Below are 17,928 nucleotides of genomic sequence, written 5' to 3'. Positions count from 1 at the left end.
CCGTCGAGTCGGCGAGTCCGACAGGTGGCCGACTTCCGTCGTAGGCTGCATCTCGCACGCGATGGGACAGGAGGCTGAGGTGGCCGACACGACGCTGACCGAGACGATGGTGGCCGAGGTGATGACCGAGCTGGCCGAGCTCGAGGACCCGAAGACACGCGAGGTGAACGAGAACCACGGTGACGATCACGGTGTGCACCTCGGCAAGCTGCGCGCGCTCGCAAAGCGGCTGAAGACGCAGCAGGAACTCGCGTGCCAGCTCTGGCAGACGGGTGACACCGCGGCGAGGCTGCTGGCGATCTTGATCTGCCGCCCGAAGGCGTTCGGGCGTGACGAGTTGGACGTCATGTTGCGCGAGGCGCGCACACCCAAGGTGCACGACTGGCTCGTGAACTACGTGGTGAAGAAGAACCCGCACTCCGAAGAGCTGCGCCTGGCCTGGTCCGCCGATCCGGATCCAGTGGTCGCGAGTGCCGGCTGGGCGCTGACCACCGAACGCGTCACGAAGAAGCCCGAGATCCTCGACCTCCCAGGACTGCTCGACGTCGTCGAGACGGAGATGAAAGACGCCCCGGATCGCCTGCAGTGGGCGATGAACCACTGCCTGGCTCAGATCGGAATCGAGCACGCCGAGCACCGCGCCCGTGCAATCGACATCGGTGAGCGCTTGGAGGTGCTCAAGGACTACCCGACTTCCCCGGGCTGCACCTCTCCGTTCGCGCCCATCTGGATCAGCGAGATGGTGCGCCGACAGCACGGTAGGTAGAAGATGCGAACCGGCTTCGCTCAGCCCACGAGCGCTCGTACGACGTCGGGCCGGTTCAGGGCCGCGACACACCAGGCGAAGTGGCCGTCCCTGCCCTGGGCGTCGTAGGCGTTCGCCGTGATCAGGGAGTACGCCGCACGGTAGACCAGGAGCGCCTCCCGCTCGTAGCCCAGGCGCTGCTCGATGTGCGCGTAGAGACCGAGCTCGGTGTCCAGGGCGTGCTTTCCGTACATGTCGAAAATCGAGGCTGCCACGGAGGCGTCGAACACCGGGTCGCCCTCGGTCGTGAGGAAACACCAGTCAAGAACCGCAGTAGGACCACCGGCGTCGTTCACCAGGATGTTGCCCGGGATCATGTCGCCATGGACGACGGACCGCCGTCCGCTGTCGACATCACGCAGGCGGTCCTGCAGCGCGTTGAGCTTCTTGTCGAGGTCCTCGACAGCCGGGTCGAGCACCGGCCGGAATCGGGCGACGCGACGCTTCACCAATGCGTGGAGCGCATCCGGGAAATCGTCCTCCGCGTCGTAGAGCGACACGTCCTCATCCATGACCGACAGCGCCCGCCCCTCGGGCAGGGGCCCACTTCCCGCCAACTGAGCCAGCACGTCGACGAACGCCGACCTGGCCTCGTCAACGCTGATGCGACCGGCCTCCAGTTGGTCGGTCATGGTCGTGCCGGCCAGCCGCTGCTCGATCGTGACGCAGCGGTCCTCGATCACATGGACCTCGTGGATCCGCGGGACCGCGAACTCGAAGGGCTTCCCGGCCAACGCGTCGTAGAACACCCGGGTGCGCTGCAGCGACACCTCCGACTGGCCGAACCAGACCTTGGCGACCCGCTCCTGGTCGATCTCGTAGACAAGCCCTTCCATCCCCCGACCCAGCAGTCGGGGGTCCGCCTCGCCCGTCCAGCGGCGCAGGAGCCGGACCACTTCGTCATTGGTCGGGTAATCCATAAGGTCGCATTCTCTACCCCCGCACGTGGGCGGGCCGGTCGTGGGCGGTGACTCGCGCCCCCGCACGCGCCTCAGCCGCCGTACACCGCTATTTGTCGAAGCGGATCTCGACCCGGCGGTTCTTCGCCCGGCCGGCCGGTATGTCCCTACCTTCCGGGGTGGTCTCCACCGCGATCGGCTCGCTCTCGCCGTGACCGGCGGCCTGCATGGTCACCGGAACGCCGGCCAGCAGCGCCGCGAGCGCGACCCGAACGGTCTCGGCACGCCGCCGCGACAGTTCCTGGTTGTCGGCCGGGTCACCGATGCCGTCCGTATGTCCGTCGATCCGGACCACGCCCTTGGCCTGCTGACGGATCCGGTCTGCGATCTGTGCCAGCCGCTGGTGCGCGGCCGGGGACAGATCGGCCTTGCCGAACGCGAACAGCACGTCCGCGCCGAGGGTCAGTTCGACCCGATCGGTGCTCTCGGCCTCGGTGCTGTCACCCTCGACGCTGCCGGTGACGACGAAAACATCCACCGCCGGCGCCACCACGTCGACCACCGGAGCGGTCACCTGCCCGTCGTCGGCTTCCAGCCGTGGCCCGCCCACCGCGATCGTCGGCGGGTCGAACGCGGCTCCGGGCGCCGCCCACGCCGCCGTGGGGCAGAGGAGCAGCAGGCCGGCGGCGATCGTGACTGTGACCCGCCCGAGCGGGCGGCTAACCGAGCGGGACATTCTCGAACACCGGAATCTGCGGGATGGCCAGGTCGAGGGCGGTCACGTCTGCCGGCGGAGCCCCGAACGTGGCGAAGAGTTCGGCCGCCTGCTGCGGCTTCACGAACACCGCGTTCAAGTTGGCCGAGGCGAGAAACTCCTCGTTGGCGTTCCGCGCCACCAGGTACTGCTTGTGGTTCTTCCGATCGAGCAGGTAGACGCCGGAGAAGCTCTGCTTGCCGCCGACGCTTCTGGTCGACCCGGCGAAGGCGTCGTTGATCTGCCAACCCAACGACGAACCCTGACCCTCCGGCGTCAGGTTCGTCACCCGGACGTTGACCGTCACGAACCCTTGGTCCCGGCGCGGCCCAAACAGCTCGACCTTGAGTGGCACGACATGGCCCGCGTGGCTGACCTGCGCCTCCACCGTCGCGATCACCGGTGCCCGCTCGTCAGGCTTTCCCGGCGCCCCACCGCCTGCGGCGGCCTGCTCCCGTTCCGGCTTCGACCCGGGCATGCAGCCGGTGGTCAGCAGCGTCGCGGCCAATGCCAGCGTGATCGCGGTCATCGCCTTGGGCACTCGCACGGTGGTCCCTTTCATTCGTGTCCCCTTGAGTATTGAGCGACGACCGCTCCCCCACCCGCGGCAAGGTCACGAAGTGTCACTGCCGCGGGTGGAGCGCGATGTAGCTGCCCGTCAGAGGCATGGGCGCCGAGGCGATACGCACCCTGCCCCTCGACGGACAACGGGTCAGGCGCTGTCGAGGGCCCAGGCGCTGCAGGCATACGGAGAGCCACTGGCGCCATCGGTGAGACAGACCCGGTAGCGCACGTCTCTGCCTTCGGGAATGTCGTAGTCGTGGACCGCTGTCCAGCCGTTGCCGTACCCGTTGTAGAGACCGCTGGACGGGGTGACCCAGTGCCAGCTCGAGTTGTAGTACTGCTGGAGAAAACCCTTGACGCCGTGGCCATCTGCCTCGACATCGAGAACCTTGAGGATCTCGTCACTCGATACGAAGTTGACTTCGCCCGAGCAGAACTCGCCGCCGTACCACACGGTGCACACGGATCCGCTGGCCTGGGCCGGCTGCGCGGACAAGCCCACCATGAGGGTTGCGCTTGCGATGACTGCCATTACGGACCACTGTCGCTTGGCCATCGTGCTCCTTCTTGTCGTCGGGTGCTCGTCCAACGTTCCTCAGCAGTCGGACCGCTTCGCTGCGTTGTCGTTCCACCAGGCGGCCTTGTCCTCGCTGCCGGAGACGTAGTGAATGTCGTCCCACAGGCGGATGTTGAACAGGTAGCAGCCCCGGCTGCTGGAACGTTCGTTGAGGTCATAGGAGCCGCCCTGGCTGGCCCGCCGGGTGGTGCAGTTGCCGTTGCCGGACGCCTGGACGCTGTAACCGGCGCCGGTGAAAATGTCGTGGAGCACGACGTTGACGTGCGCGCCGTCGGCCTGGATGTCGCAGACCTGGACGATGTCCCCGTCGGGCCAGAAGTCCACGCGGCCACCGGGATTGCCGTCGTTGGTGTACATCCAGTAGTGCGGTCCCGAGTACGCCTGGGCCGGACTGGCGATCACCGCCGATGCCGTCAGGGTGGCTACCAAGGCGACCAACGCGGTCGCAATGCGTCGTAGATTCACTGCGTACTCCTTTTTGAAGGGTGTGCACGGCGTCCCGTCACGGCAGCCGCAGGTTGGATGATTTCCTCCACCGAATGCAGTCCGCTTGCAACCGCCTTGCAGTGCGACGGTTCGAGACGTACTGATCCTGGGCCCCGGCAAAGTCGTCAGTTGATGCCCCGTACGGCCGTCTGAGGACGCAATTCCACTGTGCCGACGGACCGGAGCTGACCGGCGGTGGATGCGGGGCGGTGACCGCCCCGCATCCACCCCACCGGCGTCAGCCGATCGGCGTCAGCGTCACATCACGTCGTACCGTGCCGTACGGCGCGTCGAGCCGTTGTTGCGCGGTGCCGGGGAAGTGACCGGCGGCGTCGACCGCCAGGTCCCACGTGCCCAGGGGCACCCGCAGCGTGAAGGTGCCGGTGGCATCGGTGACGGTCTCCTCCTCGACCTCCTCCAGCCGCAGGAACTCCACCGTCGCCCCCGCCAGCGGCGCGCCGGTCGTGGCATCGGTGACGACGCCGGTGACGGTGCCGGGCGGCAGGAACCGCACCGACTGTCCGGAGCGCAGCCACTCCTCGTTGTAGCTGTACTCCTGTGCGTACGAGGAGTCGGCGTCCTCGATGCCGACGGTGGCGCCGTCGCCGCGCCCGTCCGCGGTGTCGGGCAGGGACCGATGCTGCACGTCGATGCGGCCGTTTTCGTGCAACACCGCGTCGACGCTGAGTCGCTCACCGTCGAGCAGCATGTCCTGCCAGGAGACCATGAAGCGCCGGTTCGGCGCGGTGCCGGCGGTGCCGTGGGCGACCCGGGACGAGCCGTCCATGGCCAGGCTGTCCCAGAAGGCGTATACCGCCGCGTCCGGGGCGGACGCGCTGTTGCTGGGCAGCGTGCTGTTGGAGCCGCTCTGGTAACTCGCCGGCTCGAACGTCAGGTAGCCGTAGCGGGACACGTATGCCGTACTGAACTGCTGGCCGTACAGCCGGAACGGGAACGGCAGCGGGACCGCGGTCGGTGCCCCGTACTCGCTGGTCGTCACCGTCGTGGTGGCGAAGCTCGGCTCCACCGCGCCCAGCAGGCACTGGTGGCCGAACCCGTCGGCGCCGTCGATCACGCCCATCGGGGAGACCACCGTGATGTCGTTGACCGCGTCGCCACCGATGATCGTCGGCAGGTAGAGCCGCCCGTCACGCTGACAGCTGTTGACGCTCGCGTAGACGTACGTGGCCACGTCGGACTCGGGGACGTTGGTGAACCGGTACGCCCCGTCCGCTGCGGTGGTCATCCGCACCGTCGGCAGATCGCTGTGCGCGAGCCACACCTCGGCGCCCCGGACCGGCTGTCCGAGTGAGTCCCGGATGACGCCGCTGACCGTGCGCTCGTTGAGTGACAGCCGCACGTCGTGGCGCATCCGCTCCCCGCTGGTGTCGAGCACGATGGTGGAGCGGTGGATCCCGAAGGTGACCAGCGAGACGTCCACGGTGTACGTGCCCAGCGGCAGGTGCAGCACGTACGTGCCGTCGGCCGCCGCGGTGGTGGTCACCGCGGAGGTGTCCCCCGTGACGGCCGAGATCAGCGCGTTGGCGGCCGGTGACCCGTCCGGCTTGGTGACGGTGCCGTGTAGGGATCCGGCCGCCCGGAACGTGATGGCGCTGTTCGGGCGAAGCGCCGCCACATCGCGGGAGTATTCGAGCCCGATGGTGCCGGCCTGGTTCTCCACGCCCACGCTCGCCCCCGCGCCCCGGGCCACGGCACCTGTGGTCAGGTCGCGGTAGTGCACGGTGACCGCGCCGGTCTCCGAGAGCTCGATGGCGAACGTGACCCGCTGCGTCCCGTCCTCGTAGAACGTCACGTTGCGCCACTCGACCACGAACCTCCGGTCGGGTGCGGCACCGTAGCTGGCGGTGCGCACCTCGGCCTGGGCGTCGACGATCAGGTCGTCCCAGAACCCGAAGACCGCCGCGTTCGGGGTGGACGGGTTGGGCACCTCCCGGTTGATGGAGTTGTCCGTGGCCCGGTCGAAGGTGAGGAATCCGTTGGTGGCCACCCACATGGTGGTCTGGTTGCGGCCGTAGAACGGCACCGGGAAGGGCAGGCTCACCTGCGTCGACTCGTCGTCGCCGGTGAGCGCCAGGGTGGTGGTGCCCGCCGGGAACGGCGCGGTCGTGCCGTTGCACTGGTAGCCGGAGGCGTCCACCTGGGCGGGCGGGCGCAGGTCGACCGTCTCCGCCCCGTCCACCGTCACCTGCCGGCTGCCCGCGCTGAGGCAGCGGCCCGCCCCGAAGGTGAGGGTGTACCCACCGACCGGCACGCCGTCGATGCGGTAAGCGCCGTCGGGCCCGGTGACTACCGCAGGCAGCGGTGTGGCCAGCAACTTCACCGCGATACCGGGGGTGCCCAAGCCGCCCGGGTCGCGGACCACGCCGGTGATGGCGTGCCGCGCCAGCGCGACGAGGTTCAGGTCGGTCGTCGCGGTGCTGTTGGCGGTCACGGTGGCGGAGATGGCGCCGTCGCTGAACCCGAACGCTCTGACCGACAGGGTGTAGGTGCCGGGCGCCACGGTGACGGTGTAGCGGCCGGCGGTGTCGGTGGTGGCCACCCGCTCGGTGCGGTTGGGCCCGTTGAGCCGCACCGACGCGCCGACAACCGGTCCGGCGGGCCCTCGGGCAACGCCGGTCAACGTGCCTCGGGGGCCGTGCGGCGCGGCGACGACCGCGGCGTGCACGTCGAGGCGGCCCTTGCCCCAGACGGGATTGTCGGCCACTGTGCCGCCGCACTGCGTGTCGGCGACGTCGACCGCGCCGCCGTCGAGCAGGGCCCGGGTCGCGGGGATGTTGCCGATCAGTTCCGGTGCCGCCGACCACAGCAGCGCCACCGCCCCGGAGACATGCGGCGCCGCCATCGAGGTCCCGTTGTACGCCTCGTAGCGTCCGCCCGGCACCGAGGACACCACGGCGACGCCGGGCGCGGCGATGTCCGGCTTGATCTCCGTGGCGGCCGCGCCGCGGCTGGAAAAGTCGGCGATGGCGTTGTCGGCGTCGAACGCGGCCACCGCGTACGCCTGGGTGTAGTCGGCGGGCGAGCCGACAGTGTCGCAGGCGGGGCCGCTGTTGCCCGCGGAGAAGACCGGCATGATGCCGACGTCGATCCACCGGCTGACCACCTGGCTGTAGAACGGGTCGCTGACCGGCGAGCCCCACGAGTTGTTGACGATGTGCGGGGCGAGGTCGGGACGGAAGGTGAAGGTGTCGTCGAACGGCGCCATGACCCATTCGCCGGCCAGCAGCAGGGCCAGTTCGGTGCAGCCGCCGCCGACGCAGCCGCGGGCGGCCACCCAGCGCGCGCCCGGCGCGACGCCGATCTGGGTGCCGTCGCCGTCGTCGCCGACCATGGTGCCCATGGTGTGCGTGCCGTGGCCGTGGGTGTCGCAGGGCGCGGTGAGGCACTGACCGTACGGGTCGTACCAGTTGAACCGGTGGTCGAACACGCCGTTGCCGACGTTGCCGCGATACTGGCGGACCAGCGCGGGGTGGTCGAACTGCACGCCGCTGTCGATGCTGGCGACCACGATGCCCTCGCCGCGCACGCCGAACTGCGACCACACCTGCGGGGCTTTGATGCGGTCGATGTTCCACTCGACGGCTGCGGCCGCCGCGGCTCGCTGCGCCGGGGTCGGTTCCGGCAGCTGGAAGGTGCGCATGGTGCGTACGGTGCGTACCTCGGGCCGGCCGGCCAGCTCGGCGGCGAGCTTCGCGTCGGCGTGCTCGACGTGGACCGCGTTGACGATCCAGAACGGATGGTGGTCGACCTTGCGTTGGGTGAGCAGCTGCCGGATGCCGCGCTGGCTGCGCTCGGCCAGCGTGGACAGGGTCCGCTGCCCGTAGGCGGTGCGCTGGGCATGTGTCCGCAGCCCGCGGGCCGCGCTCAGGTCGGCGCTCTCGGCCAGCTCGACGATCAGATCGGCGGTGCGCCCGCCGGTCAGCGCCTGGCGCGCCGCCGGTTGGAGCTTGTCGGCCGCGGCACCAGCCGCAGGAGCGGGAGCGGTCAACAGGGTCGTTGCCAGTACGACGGCCACCGCGGCGGCGAGCCACCGCACGGGCCGCGACCGTGGCGCGGAAGGGGAGGTATGCATGGAGTCCTCGTCTGGGCGTGGGGCGGTGGCGGGCGCGCGTGCGCCCGCCACCGCCGGAGAGGGAATCAGCCGACGTGCGTGTCGAGGTACGACAACGCCTGGTTGGCGGTCAGCCCGGACAGCGCCGGGAGGTTCGCCTTGCCGAGTTCGGTCTCGATGACCGAGGCCAGCGCGCCGCCACCAGCCGCCCGGTCGGCGGCCGCGTAGTCACGTAGCAACGTCTCCACCTCGGCGAGCATCTCCGCCCTCACCACTGTGGCGTCGCCGTCCGGTGTGCCGACGGTCTGCAGCACCGGTTGCAGCGTCTGCATCGCGTGGGCGGTGCGCCGGCGCAGGTCGTCGTCGGCGGCCATCAGCGCGATCGCCCGGTCGCCACCGTCGGCGTAGACGACCTCGTAGTGCCGCAGCGCCGGGGTGCGCCCGTCGGCGAACAGGTCCCGTACGTGCAGCAGCGCGCCGAGCACCGCGTCCACGCCCGGACCCTGCGGCTCCAGGCCCTCCGGGCCCACCCCGGACAGCGAGGTGTCGGCGATGCACAGGCAGTCCTGTCTGGCCTGCTCGTACACGCCATCGACGCCGACCGCGGTCCACGCCGCGGCCGACTCTTTGGCCTCGGTTGAGCCCTTGCCGTAGAGCTTGTTGGCGGACTCGATGAACCCGACCCGGGAGTCGGTGAACCGGGCCCGCGGCGACAGGTAGGTGGTCAGGGTGCGGTAGGCGATCCGCGCGGCTTTGTCGATGCCGATCTTCTGCGACAGCAGGTAGAACGCCTTGTTCTGGATGCCCGAGTTGGTGTGCACCCCACCCATGTCCAGGCAGCTGCGCTCGAAGTCGCGATAGTGGCCGGGATCGCCGTACAACGACGGGTCGGCCATGCTGCGCAGTGCGCCGCCGGGGATGCCGGTGCCGACCAGCCAGTCGTTGCTACCGGTCGCGAACTTCTCCACGGCCTCGGCGAAGATGTCGGAGAAGCTCTCGTTGAGAGCCCCGGACTGGTACATGTACCACAGGTCGGCGGTCTCGAAGGTGACCCCGTGCGTCATCTCGTGCGCCACCACGTCCAGCTTGGTCATCTCCTCGCCGAAGAGCATCGTGTCGATGACATCCGGCACGAACGCCGCGTTGCGCATCGGCTCATCCGGGTCCTGGCGGACCCGGACCAGCGCCCGTAGCTGCCCGCCGGAATCGTCGAAGCTGTCCCGGCTGAACGTCTGCTGGTAGTAGTCGTAGGTGTGGCCGAGGTTGACGTACGCCTCGTCCACGTCCTGGATGCCGCTCGCTCCGTCGCCCTCCTTGCGCTTCGGGAACGCCGGCACCTTGTCGTCGGAGAGCTTGTTCAGGTCGTAGATGCGCCGGTCCTTGGCATGCGCGGAGCGCGGCAGCGCATACACCAGCCGCCCGGTCGCCGCGTCGACGAAGTACGACGTCGACACGCCCTCACCGACGTCGGTCAGCCACACGTGCCAGGCCAGCACGGTCGGCGTACGGCGGCCCGGGTCCGCCGCGGCGGGCAGCAGGTACAGCTTCGCCGGCTCCACCAGCGAGCCATCCGGCAGCGCGACGCGGGCGTTCGCCGTCGCGGTCTGCGCGCTGACCGAGGCGCTGCGTCCGTCCACGACCAGGTCCGGCTCCAACGAGTTGGTCAGGAACTCCACCGTGCGCCCGGCGGCGTCCAGGTGCACACCGACCCGGGAGCCGTAGACCGGCACCCCGCCCACGTGCTGCTCGAACCACACGTGCCGCTCGCCGGTGCGCTCCCGCTGCTCGCGTAGCGGCCGTAGCTGGGCACTCGCGTCGGCCACGCCGAACAGGCCCGAGTTGCGCCGCAGCCAGCCCGGCACATCCCCGCCGAGGCGGCTGGACAGGCTCAGCATCGACGGCGTCCCCCGCCACGGCTCGAACGCGACGACCGGCGCCTGTCCCTGCTCGGTCCCCACACGTGCGAGGGCGTCCGCGACCCCGGCCCGCTGGTAGCCGCCAGGCGCCGGCGTCGGGTCGCCCGCGAATGGCACCACCCGCTCGGCCGGGGACCGCGCCGGCTGCGCCGCAGCGGGCTGCCCGACCACCATGCCCGCAGCTACCACCACCAGGGCCAGCACGCCGGCCCGGGCCGGCGTGGCCAGCCGCCTCGCCGCGCGTGGCGCCAGCGCGGCCGCAGCCAGCTGGGCGAGTGACGCCCAGGCCAGCGCGGCCAGCGCAGCGAGCCAGGCGGGCGACGCGAGGTGCACCAGCGGATCCGTCGCGGTGGCGGCGCCCGTGGCGGACAGCCCCCCGATCAGGGCCGCATAGCCGCCCGCGACCAGCGCGGCCTGACCGAGTGACCGCCGGCGGCGGCCGGCCCGCCAGGCCAGCAGCACCGCCGCGGCCAACGGCCCGGCCACCAGCAGCGCCAGCTTCGAACCGCTCAGCAGCATCGAGATCGGGTACAGCCGGCCACCCGTGGCGCCGATGCTCCAGTCCAGCGGCGCGCCCGTACTCGCGGCGACGGCGGCGGCAAGCCCGGCCAGGTCACCGGCCAGGTAGGCGCCGACCGGCCCGGCCGCGCCGCCGGCCAGCGACCGCAGCACCAGCCAGCAAACGATCACGGTCAGCGCCGTGGCGAGCAGAGCGTCACCGCCGGCAACCAGCCACGGCCGCAGACGGCGTACGAACACAGGCACGATGAACCTCCCCAGTGGACACGGTGCCGCGTCAACCCCCGTCAGGGAGATGGCTGACGCTCCCACCGATGTATCGGCCCTCATGAGTTTCAGGCGTGCGGAGGATCGCGCCATCCGCTTGCAGAACGCCTGCAGACGGCTTGCGGTGCGACGGCCATACCGAACGGCCGGGGGGTGTCCAGGTGGAGCTGTCCTGGCGGCTGGCACTGCACCCGGGCGAGAGCGGCGGCGCTCGCGGGCGTATGTGCCGTTACGCCGGCAGCAGGCTAGAGCGCGAGGTCGTCCAGGTTGACAGCGTCGGCCATGGCCTCGGCACCCTTGTCGTTCAGGTGCATGCCGTCGCCGCTGTCCAGCGCGGGGTGGATGTAGTCGGGGGCATGAGGGTTCGCGACGGCTCGGGCCACATCGAGGACGGCGTCGAAGGCGCCGGTCGTACGGATCCAATCGTTCACGTCGCGTCGGATGGCAAGGCCCTCCGGCGTGCTGATCCCAGGGTCGGCGCCCGCGAAGGGACCGATGGTGGCGGCGAGGATCTTCAGGCCGGCCCGGTGGGCACGGTCGGCCAGAGCGGTGAAGCCTTCGATGAGGGCGTCGGCGGTGGCGGGAGGTTCGCCCAGCATGCCGGGCAGACCGAGGTCGTTGATGCCGAGATGCACCAGGACGTGGGTCAGGGCCGGTATCGAGAGAACATCGCGGTCGAAACGCGCCAGCGCGTGTTCGCCGACGCCGTGGCGCAGGAGGCGGTTCCCGGCGATGCCTTGGTTGACGACCCACCCGCGCACGAGGGGCCGCGCCAGCCTCGGCGGCCGTGGTCGAAACCCTAGGCATCGCATCTGCACGATCGGCGGGTCAGGCGCAGGGTGACGGGGTTGTGGAGCGTACGAGGGGGTGGGTGCGGTGGCGGCGGAGGATGGCGCGGAGCCGGTCGGCGTCGGGATGGCCCAGCGCGCCGAGAATGTCCAACGCCCGCATCCAGGCGAGCCGGGCGGCCTCCGGGTCGCCCGCCGCCTGGTGGCTCTCCCCCGCGTGGGTGAGCGTGTCGGCCTCGTAGTAGCGGTCACCAAGGTCGCGGAACAGCTCCACCGCCCGCTGGTAACAGGCGGTGGCCTGCTGGTAGTCGCCGAGGTGGTGGTGGGCGTAGCCGAGGCTGTCCCAGGTGTTGGCCTCGCCGAAGCGGTCGCCCACCTCGCGCACCAGGCGCAGCGCCCGCCGACAGTGGTGCAGGGCCGCACCGTGGTCGCCGAGCTGGGCGTACTGCCAGCCGACCGAGTTGAGGGCGCGGGCCTGCAGGGCGCGGTCGCCGACGGCTTCGAACAGCTCGAGTGCGTGCTGGGCGTGGGCCAACGCCTCCCGATGACGCCCCTGCCGGGAACAGACCCAGGCGATGCTCCGGGCAACGTGCGCCTGGCCGGTCACGTCGCCCAGTAGGGCGTACAGGTGGGCCGCCTGCCGGAGCTGGGCGTGCGCCTCGGCGAACTGGCCCAGTTGGGCGCGGGCACGGCCGAGGCCACGGCGTACGCTCGCGGCAGCCCGACGGTCGACCAGCAGGTCGGCGGCGGTGAGCGCGGTCTCGTGAGTCGCCGCCCAGTCCTGCCAGTGACCCTTGCGGTCGAAGAAGTCGGCCATGGTCCAGGCCAGCCGCCAGGCGTGCGCGTACAGCCCGTCGTCGGCCGCGCGAGTGACGGCGTTGAGTAGCACCGGGTGCTCCGCGATGAACCAGGCCATCGCCTGCTCGGCATCGACCGGCGCCACCGCTGCGACGCCACGGCGGGCTGGCTCCAGGTCGATCGGATCGCGAAACGGTTGGAGTAGCCGGGCACCGGCATACGCGACGTGCAGGTAGGAGTCGAGCACCCGGCGCACAGCAACCTGACGCTCACTGTCGCTGTCGAGGTCGTGGGTCAGCTCGGTCGCGTAGACGCGTAACAGATCGTGGATCGCGTACCGGCCGGGCGCGTGCTCGTAGAGCAGGTGGGCGCGGGCCAGCTCGGCCAGCAGCATCCGTGCCTGGCGCAGCGAAATGCCGGCCAGGCTGGCCGCCGCGGGTACCGCGATGTCCGGACCGGGATGCAACCCCAGCAGCCGGAACACCCTGCCGGCCGCCGGGCTCAGCGCCTGGTAGGACCAGGAGAAGACGGCGCGTACGTCGGTGGCCGGGTCGCCGCCGTCGAAGGCGTCCAACGCGTCGGCCGCGTCGCGCAGCTCGCTGGCCAGTGCCGCCAGCGGGAAGCCGGGGCGGGTGGCGGCCCGCGAGGTGGCGACGGCCAGCGCGAGGGGCAGCCGGGCGCAGCTCGCGATGATCTGGTCGACGGCGGTCGGCTCGCCGGCCACCCGGTCGCTGCCCAGCCGGCTGGCCAGCAGGTCCCGGGCCTCGGCCGCGGGCAGCAGGTCGAGAGCGAGCGGCTGGGCGCCCTCGCTGGCGACCAGGGAGGTGAGCTGGTTGCGGCTGGTCACCACGGCAAGGCAGCCGGCCGAGCCGGGTAGCAGTGGGCGGACCTGCTCAGCGTCGCGGGCGTTGTCGATCAGGACGAGGACCCGCCGGCCGGCCAGCAGGCTGCGGTACAGCGCGGCCTGGGCGGACAGGCCAGCCGGAATGCACTCCACCGGTACGCCGAGAGCGTCCAGGAATCCGCGGATCGCGTCGGCAGGATCCAGCACCGCCCCACCGGCGTCGAAGCCGCGCAGGTTGACATAGAGCTGGCCGTCCGGAAAGCGGTCGGCGACCTGGTGAGCCCAGTGCACGGCCAGCGTGGTCTTGCCCACCCCCGGCGTGCCGGAGACGGCCGAGATGACCATCGACGGCGGATCGGGCTCACCCGGCCGGCCGAGTCGTTCGTCGAGCCAGCGCAGTTCGTCGCGACGACCGGCGAAGGCGCGTACCGCCGGGGGTAGTTGGGCTGGCGCGGACGCCCGGACCGCGACCGCGACCACCTCGCCGGCCGGCGCGGACCAGGCGAGCGCCGGGTCCTGCGACAGGATGGCGCTCTCCCGGTTGCGCAACGCCGGGCTCGGCTCGATGCCCAGGTCGTCGCGGAGCGTGCGGCGCAACCGCCGGTACGTCGCGAGTGCGTCGGACTGCCGGCCGGCCCGGTAGAGCGCCACCATGAGTTGGTCGTGGATGTGCTCGTCGAGGGGATGTTCCTGGGTCAAAAGCTCCAGCTCCGGTACGAGCTGCGCGTGCTCACCGAGCGCCAGTCGGCTGTCGACCAGTGCCCGGACCGCGACCAGCCGCAGGTGTTCCAGGCGTTCGGCCTGCTCGTGCAGCCAGTCGAAGCTGGCGACGTCGACCAACGATCGACCCCGCCACAGCTCAAGGGCGCTGGCCAGCACCGTGCGGGCGTGCCCGTGGTCGGTCGACCGGGTGCCTTCGCGGATGAGCCGCTCGGCCACCTCGACGTCGGTGGCCTCGCCCGGCAGATCCAGCACGTACCCCGGAGAGCGACCCACGATCGCGCTCCGGGCGCCGATGATGCGCCGTAGGTAGGAAACGTGGCTCTGCAGGCTGTTCGGCGCGGTCGCGGGAGCCTGGTCGCCCCAGATCACGTCGATCAGGCGGTCGGTGCTGACGATCACGCCCGGGTGCAGGGCAAGCACCGCGAGTACGCCTTTGCGCCGGATTCCGGAGACCGAACCGGCCGTGGTGCCTTCGGCCACGTCGACCGGTCCGAGAAGCCTGACTCGCATTGGTCCGCCCCCGCCTCAACCACTGTATTCGGCTCAGGTTATCGACGGGACAGGCGCTCTGGACGGCTCAGTCGGACACCGGACGGTGCCGGCATTTCAGCGCCACGTCAGCCGCGCAACAGCGACCGCTGTCAGAGTTCGTCAACTGCAACAGCAGAAATCATCCACACTTTTCAGCAGGAGGAAGTCAGCATGAGATTCCGGATCCCAATCGCGGTCGGGGGCGCTCTCGTCATGATGATGATGGCGCTGGGTGGCGGTACCGCCGCCAGCGCGGCCCCGGCCGCCAAGGCCGGCGGCATCGGCATCAACGCTGTTCAGAAGTACACGATCTTCGTACACACCGCGAACATCGACGGGGCCGGCACCGACGCCACCGTGCGGATGAAGGTGTACGGCACGCTCGCCGAGTCTCCCGGCTACGTCAACCTCGACAACTCGGCCGACAACTTCGAGCGCAACAGCAACGACTATTTCGGGCCATTCTCGTGGTTCGACATCGGACGCCCTGATTTCATCGGCGTCTACAAGGGCAGCAATGGTTCCGAGTGGTACCCGGAGTACGCGCAGATCTACGCGCACGCCACCGGGACCTGGTACCGCTGCCCGATGAACGCCTACTACGGCGATGGCGAGGAGACCCGCTGGTTCGACTGCCCGTGAGGTCGAATCCGATCCAGTGATCACGGTGCAACCTCAGCTACGAAGGTGTCCCCGGCCGACTGACGGCCGGGGACGCCGCCGTGCTCCTGCCCGAGATTGATGTAAAGCTCTCTAGACACGAGGTCAAAGATTCGCTACCTTGCTGGTGTCAAAGATTCTAGACACCGAAGGGGCTGATCATGACGCACGACGAGAAACGCGCGTGGATCGGGCTATTCGTCGCCGTGCTCGGCTACTCCGCCTACGTGGCCGTCATCGCGAGCCGCGCGGACGGACGCTCGCTGCCTGACGTGCCGTACGCGAGTACGCTGTTGTGGACGGTCGGCGCGGCCATCGTCGCGTCGATCGTGGCCGAGATCGGCATGGCCATCGTGATTCCAGGCGCGTCCCGCGCCAGGGACGTGCGGGACCGCGAGATCGGGCGGCTCGGCGACCATGTCGGCCAGTCGTTCGTCGTCGTCGGCGCGGTCGCGGCGATGCTCATGGCAATGGCGGACTGGGACCGGTTCTGGATCGCCAACGTGATCTACCTCTGCTTCGTGCTGTCGGCGGTCCTCGGCGGCATCACGAAGGTCATCGTGTACCGCAGGAGCTTCCCGCAGTGGTGAAGCCGACGCAGGTCACCAACTGCATCCGTGCGCTGCGCTTCGCGCACGGCGAGATGACCCAGGCCGAACTCGCCGAGCGCATCGGCGTCACCCGGCAGACCCTCATCGCCATCGAGCAGGGCCGCTACTCGCCTTCGCTGGAGATGGCCTTCCGGATCGCCCGGGTGTTCGGCGTACCGCTCGACACAGTGTTCCAGTACCCCGACTCCCCCGAGGAGAACTCATGAAAGCGATCGCCCGCGACAGGTACGGCCCGGCCGACGTGCTCGAACTCCGCGACATCGACACGCCCCCGATCGGCGAGGACGAGGTGCTCGTCGAGGTGCGCGCCGCCGGCGTGGACCCGGGCGTGTGGATCCTCATGACCGGCCGACCCATGGCCGCGCGCCTCGCGGTCGGGCTGCGCCGGCCCAAGGTAGCGGTGCTCGGTCGGGCCGTCGCAGGTGTGGTGGCGGCGGTCGGCGCCGGCGTGACCCGCCTGCGTCCCGGCGACGAGGTGTTCGGCACCTGCGGGAGCGGCTCGTTCGCCGAGTACGCGACGGCGCGGCAGCACCGGCTGGCGCCCAAGCCGGCCAACCTCACCTTCGTGCAGGCGGCAGCGACGCCCATCTCCGCGGTGACGGCGCTGCAGAGCGTCCGCGACGCCCGGGTGCAGCGCGGGCAACGGGTGCTGGTCACCGGAGCGGCCGGAGGGGTCGGGTCGTTCGCCGTCCAGCTTGTCAAGGTGTACGGGGCACACGTGACCGGCGTCTGCAGCACCTCGAAGATCGAGTTGGTGCGTTCCATCGGTGCCGAGGACGTCATCGACTACACCCAGCACGAGATCGACCGCGGCGGTGCGCAGTACGACATCATCATCGACACCGCGGGCAGCCGGCCGTTGTCGTTGCTCCGGCGCGCACTCACGCCGCGTGGGACGATCGCCCTCGTCGGCGGCGGGCACGCCAAGGGCTGGCTGCTCGGCGGCTTCCAGCGCCAGATGGCTGCGCCGTTGCTCTCGCTGTTCGGCGGCCAGCGGGTATGTGGCGTGACCGCTCGGGAGCGCTACGAGGACCTCGAGGAACTGACCCCGCTCATCGAGTCGGGCTCGGTCACCCCGGTCATCGACTGCACCTACGCTCTCGCCGACGCGCCCGACGCGATCCGTTACCTCGCCCAGGGTCACCCCGCGGGCAAGGTCGTCGTCACGGTGTAGCGCGCCGGCCGCCCGCCGATGGTGGATGCTTTCGGTGTCCTGCTCTTGAATGTCCTGTGTGGAGATCGTGTGAGGACGATGTCGGGCAAGACCTGCCTGGTGACCGGCGCGACCAGCGGGATCGGCAAGGAGACAGCGCTGCGGTTGGCCATGCTCGGCGCTACCGTGATCATTGTCGCCCGCGACGCGGCACGCGGTGAGACGGCCCGCGACGAGATCCGCCGGCACGTACCGCTCGCGCAGATCCAGACCGTGACCGCGGACCTGTCGAGCCTGGCGCAGGTACGCCGACTGGCCGACGACGTCATGGCCCGGTACGACCGGCTCGATGTGCTGGTCAACAACGCTGGCGTGATCTCGATGCGCCGGCAGCTGACCGCCGATGGGTTGGAGACTACGTTCGCGACCAACCATCTGGGGCCGTTCCTGCTCACCAACCTGGTGCGTGGGCTGTTGGAGCGCAGCGCTCCCGCACGGGTGGTCACGGTCTCGTCCGCCGCCCACAAGCAGGCCCGGACAATCCCGTGGGATGACCTGCCCCGCGGAGCGCAGGCCGGGCAGGCGCAGACCTATCCCCTCTCGAAACTGCTGAACATCTTGTTCACCGTCGAGTTGGCCAAGCGTCTGACCGGCACCGGAGTCACCGCAAACTGTCTGCATCCCGGCTTCGTGCGTACCGCCCTCGGCCGCGACGTCACCGGTGCGCTCGGCGCGGTTGTGCGGCTCGTCCTGCGTATTCAGCCCGGCCCCGCAACTGGTGCCGAGACCTCGGTATACCTTGCCAGTTCGCCGGAGATCGCCGACGTGACCGGCGGCTACTTCGTCAGGTGCAAGCCTGCCGAGCCAAGCGCTCTGGCCAGAGACGCCCGGGCTGCCGCGAGGTTGTGGGCGCTCAGCGAAGAACTTGCTGGCCTTGACCCAGGCCGGTAACCAACAAGAC

15 protein-coding genes are annotated in these 17,928 nt (G+C 70.1%); 6 read left to right on the top strand and 9 right to left on the bottom strand.

Annotation, left to right across the window (positions count from 1 at the left end; genetic code table 11):
• The first annotated feature begins 106 nt into the window (after positions 1-106).
• Positions 107-766 carry a DNA alkylation repair protein gene (locus OG990_RS06275; protein ID WP_406081676.1) on the top strand — a complete coding sequence of 220 codons (660 nt, stop codon included), beginning with the start codon at positions 107-109 and terminating at the stop codon, positions 764-766.
• Positions 767-786: 20 nt separating this feature from the next.
• Here OG990_RS06275 and OG990_RS06270 read toward each other — a convergent pair whose 3' ends face one another.
• From OG990_RS06270 to OG990_RS06230, 9 genes are all read right to left on the bottom strand, one after another.
• Positions 787-1,725 (bottom strand): phosphotransferase family protein, encoded by a 939-nt coding sequence (locus OG990_RS06270; RefSeq protein WP_406079342.1) that lies wholly within the window; start codon positions 1,723-1,725, stop codon positions 787-789.
• Between the two features lie 88 nt (positions 1,726-1,813).
• Positions 1,814-2,440, bottom strand: coding sequence for an OmpA family protein (locus OG990_RS06265; protein ID WP_406079341.1), 627 nt, complete (start codon positions 2,438-2,440; stop codon positions 1,814-1,816).
• Complete coding sequence (locus tag OG990_RS06260; RefSeq protein ID WP_406079340.1) at positions 2,424-3,020, bottom strand: hypothetical protein; 597 nt, start codon at positions 3,018-3,020, stop codon at positions 2,424-2,426. Before OG990_RS06260 ends, OG990_RS06265 begins: the two co-directional genes overlap by 17 nt.
• A 150-nt stretch (positions 3,021-3,170) precedes the next feature.
• Positions 3,171-3,578 (bottom strand): hypothetical protein, encoded by a 408-nt coding sequence (locus OG990_RS06255; RefSeq protein ID WP_386983217.1) that lies wholly within the window; start codon positions 3,576-3,578, stop codon positions 3,171-3,173.
• 39 nt (positions 3,579-3,617) lie between these two features.
• Entirely contained in the window at positions 3,618-4,064 is a 447-nt protein-coding gene (locus OG990_RS06250) for a hypothetical protein (protein WP_386983219.1), read from the bottom strand.
• Positions 4,065-4,323: 259 nt separating this feature from the next.
• Complete coding sequence (locus tag OG990_RS06245) at positions 4,324-8,142, bottom strand: carboxypeptidase regulatory-like domain-containing protein (protein WP_406079339.1); 3,819 nt, start codon at positions 8,140-8,142, stop codon at positions 4,324-4,326.
• A 101-nt stretch (positions 8,143-8,243) separates the two neighbouring features.
• On the bottom strand, positions 8,244-10,838 hold the full coding sequence (locus OG990_RS06240) for a M4 family metallopeptidase (protein ID WP_406079338.1): 2,595 nt from the start codon (positions 10,836-10,838) through the stop codon (positions 8,244-8,246).
• Positions 10,839-11,104: 266 nt separating this feature from the next.
• Positions 11,105-11,671, bottom strand: a complete 567-nt coding sequence (locus tag OG990_RS06235; protein ID WP_406081675.1) for a GDSL-type esterase/lipase family protein — start codon at positions 11,669-11,671, stop codon at positions 11,105-11,107.
• 16 nt (positions 11,672-11,687) lie between these two features.
• Positions 11,688-14,522 (bottom strand): BTAD domain-containing putative transcriptional regulator, encoded by a 2,835-nt coding sequence (locus tag OG990_RS06230; RefSeq protein ID WP_406079337.1) that lies wholly within the window; start codon positions 14,520-14,522, stop codon positions 11,688-11,690.
• Positions 14,523-14,714: 192 nt separating this feature from the next.
• Here OG990_RS06230 and OG990_RS06225 point away from each other — a divergent pair, with 192 nt between their 5' ends.
• The 5 genes from OG990_RS06225 (at position 14,715) to OG990_RS06205 (ending at position 17,918) form a co-directional block, all read left to right on the top strand.
• A complete protein-coding gene (locus OG990_RS06225; RefSeq protein WP_355613134.1) occupies positions 14,715-15,185 on the top strand; it encodes a PLAT/LH2 domain-containing protein in 471 nt (156 codons plus the stop codon).
• A gap of 179 nt (positions 15,186-15,364) precedes the next feature.
• A complete protein-coding gene (locus tag OG990_RS06220) occupies positions 15,365-15,793 on the top strand; it encodes a hypothetical protein (RefSeq protein WP_406079336.1) in 429 nt (142 codons plus the stop codon).
• Entirely contained in the window at positions 15,787-16,020 is a 234-nt protein-coding gene (locus tag OG990_RS06215) for a helix-turn-helix transcriptional regulator (RefSeq protein ID WP_406079335.1), read from the top strand. Before OG990_RS06220 ends, OG990_RS06215 begins: the two co-directional genes overlap by 7 nt.
• Entirely contained in the window at positions 16,017-16,988 is a 972-nt protein-coding gene (locus tag OG990_RS06210; protein WP_406079334.1) for an NAD(P)-dependent alcohol dehydrogenase, read from the top strand. The genes OG990_RS06215 and OG990_RS06210 overlap by 4 nt, the downstream gene beginning before the upstream one ends.
• 78 nt (positions 16,989-17,066) lie before the next feature.
• Positions 17,067-17,918, top strand: a complete 852-nt coding sequence (locus OG990_RS06205) for an SDR family oxidoreductase (RefSeq protein WP_406081674.1) — start codon at positions 17,067-17,069, stop codon at positions 17,916-17,918.
• The last annotated feature ends 10 nt before the right edge of the window (positions 17,919-17,928 follow it).

Source organism: Micromonospora sp. NBC_00858 (genome assembly GCF_045207365.1).
GTDB lineage: Bacteria > Actinomycetota > Actinomycetes > Mycobacteriales > Micromonosporaceae > Micromonospora.
This window is presented reverse-complemented; position numbering and strand designations above follow the sequence as displayed.

Coding starts and splice junctions, on each gene's coding strand:
- OG990_RS06265 (WP_406079341.1), bottom strand. CDS start 2,440: ATGTCCCGCTCGGTTAGCCGCCCGCTCGGGCGGGTCACAGTCACGATC.
- OG990_RS06225 (WP_355613134.1), top strand. CDS start 14,715: ATGAGATTCCGGATCCCAATCGCGGTCGGGGGCGCTCTCGTCATGATG.
- OG990_RS06255 (WP_386983217.1), bottom strand. CDS start 3,578: ATGGCCAAGCGACAGTGGTCCGTAATGGCAGTCATCGCAAGCGCAACC.
- OG990_RS06270 (WP_406079342.1), bottom strand. CDS start 1,725: ATGGATTACCCGACCAATGACGAAGTGGTCCGGCTCCTGCGCCGCTGG.
- OG990_RS06260 (WP_406079340.1), bottom strand. CDS start 3,020: ATGAAAGGGACCACCGTGCGAGTGCCCAAGGCGATGACCGCGATCACG.
- OG990_RS06205 (WP_406081674.1), top strand. CDS start 17,067: ATGTCGGGCAAGACCTGCCTGGTGACCGGCGCGACCAGCGGGATCGGC.
- OG990_RS06275 (WP_406081676.1), top strand. CDS start 107: ATGGTGGCCGAGGTGATGACCGAGCTGGCCGAGCTCGAGGACCCGAAG.
- OG990_RS06220 (WP_406079336.1), top strand. CDS start 15,365: ATGACGCACGACGAGAAACGCGCGTGGATCGGGCTATTCGTCGCCGTG.
- OG990_RS06235 (WP_406081675.1), bottom strand. CDS start 11,671: ATGCGATGCCTAGGGTTTCGACCACGGCCGCCGAGGCTGGCGCGGCCC.
- OG990_RS06210 (WP_406079334.1), top strand. CDS start 16,017: ATGAAAGCGATCGCCCGCGACAGGTACGGCCCGGCCGACGTGCTCGAA.
- OG990_RS06230 (WP_406079337.1), bottom strand. CDS start 14,522: ATGCGAGTCAGGCTTCTCGGACCGGTCGACGTGGCCGAAGGCACCACG.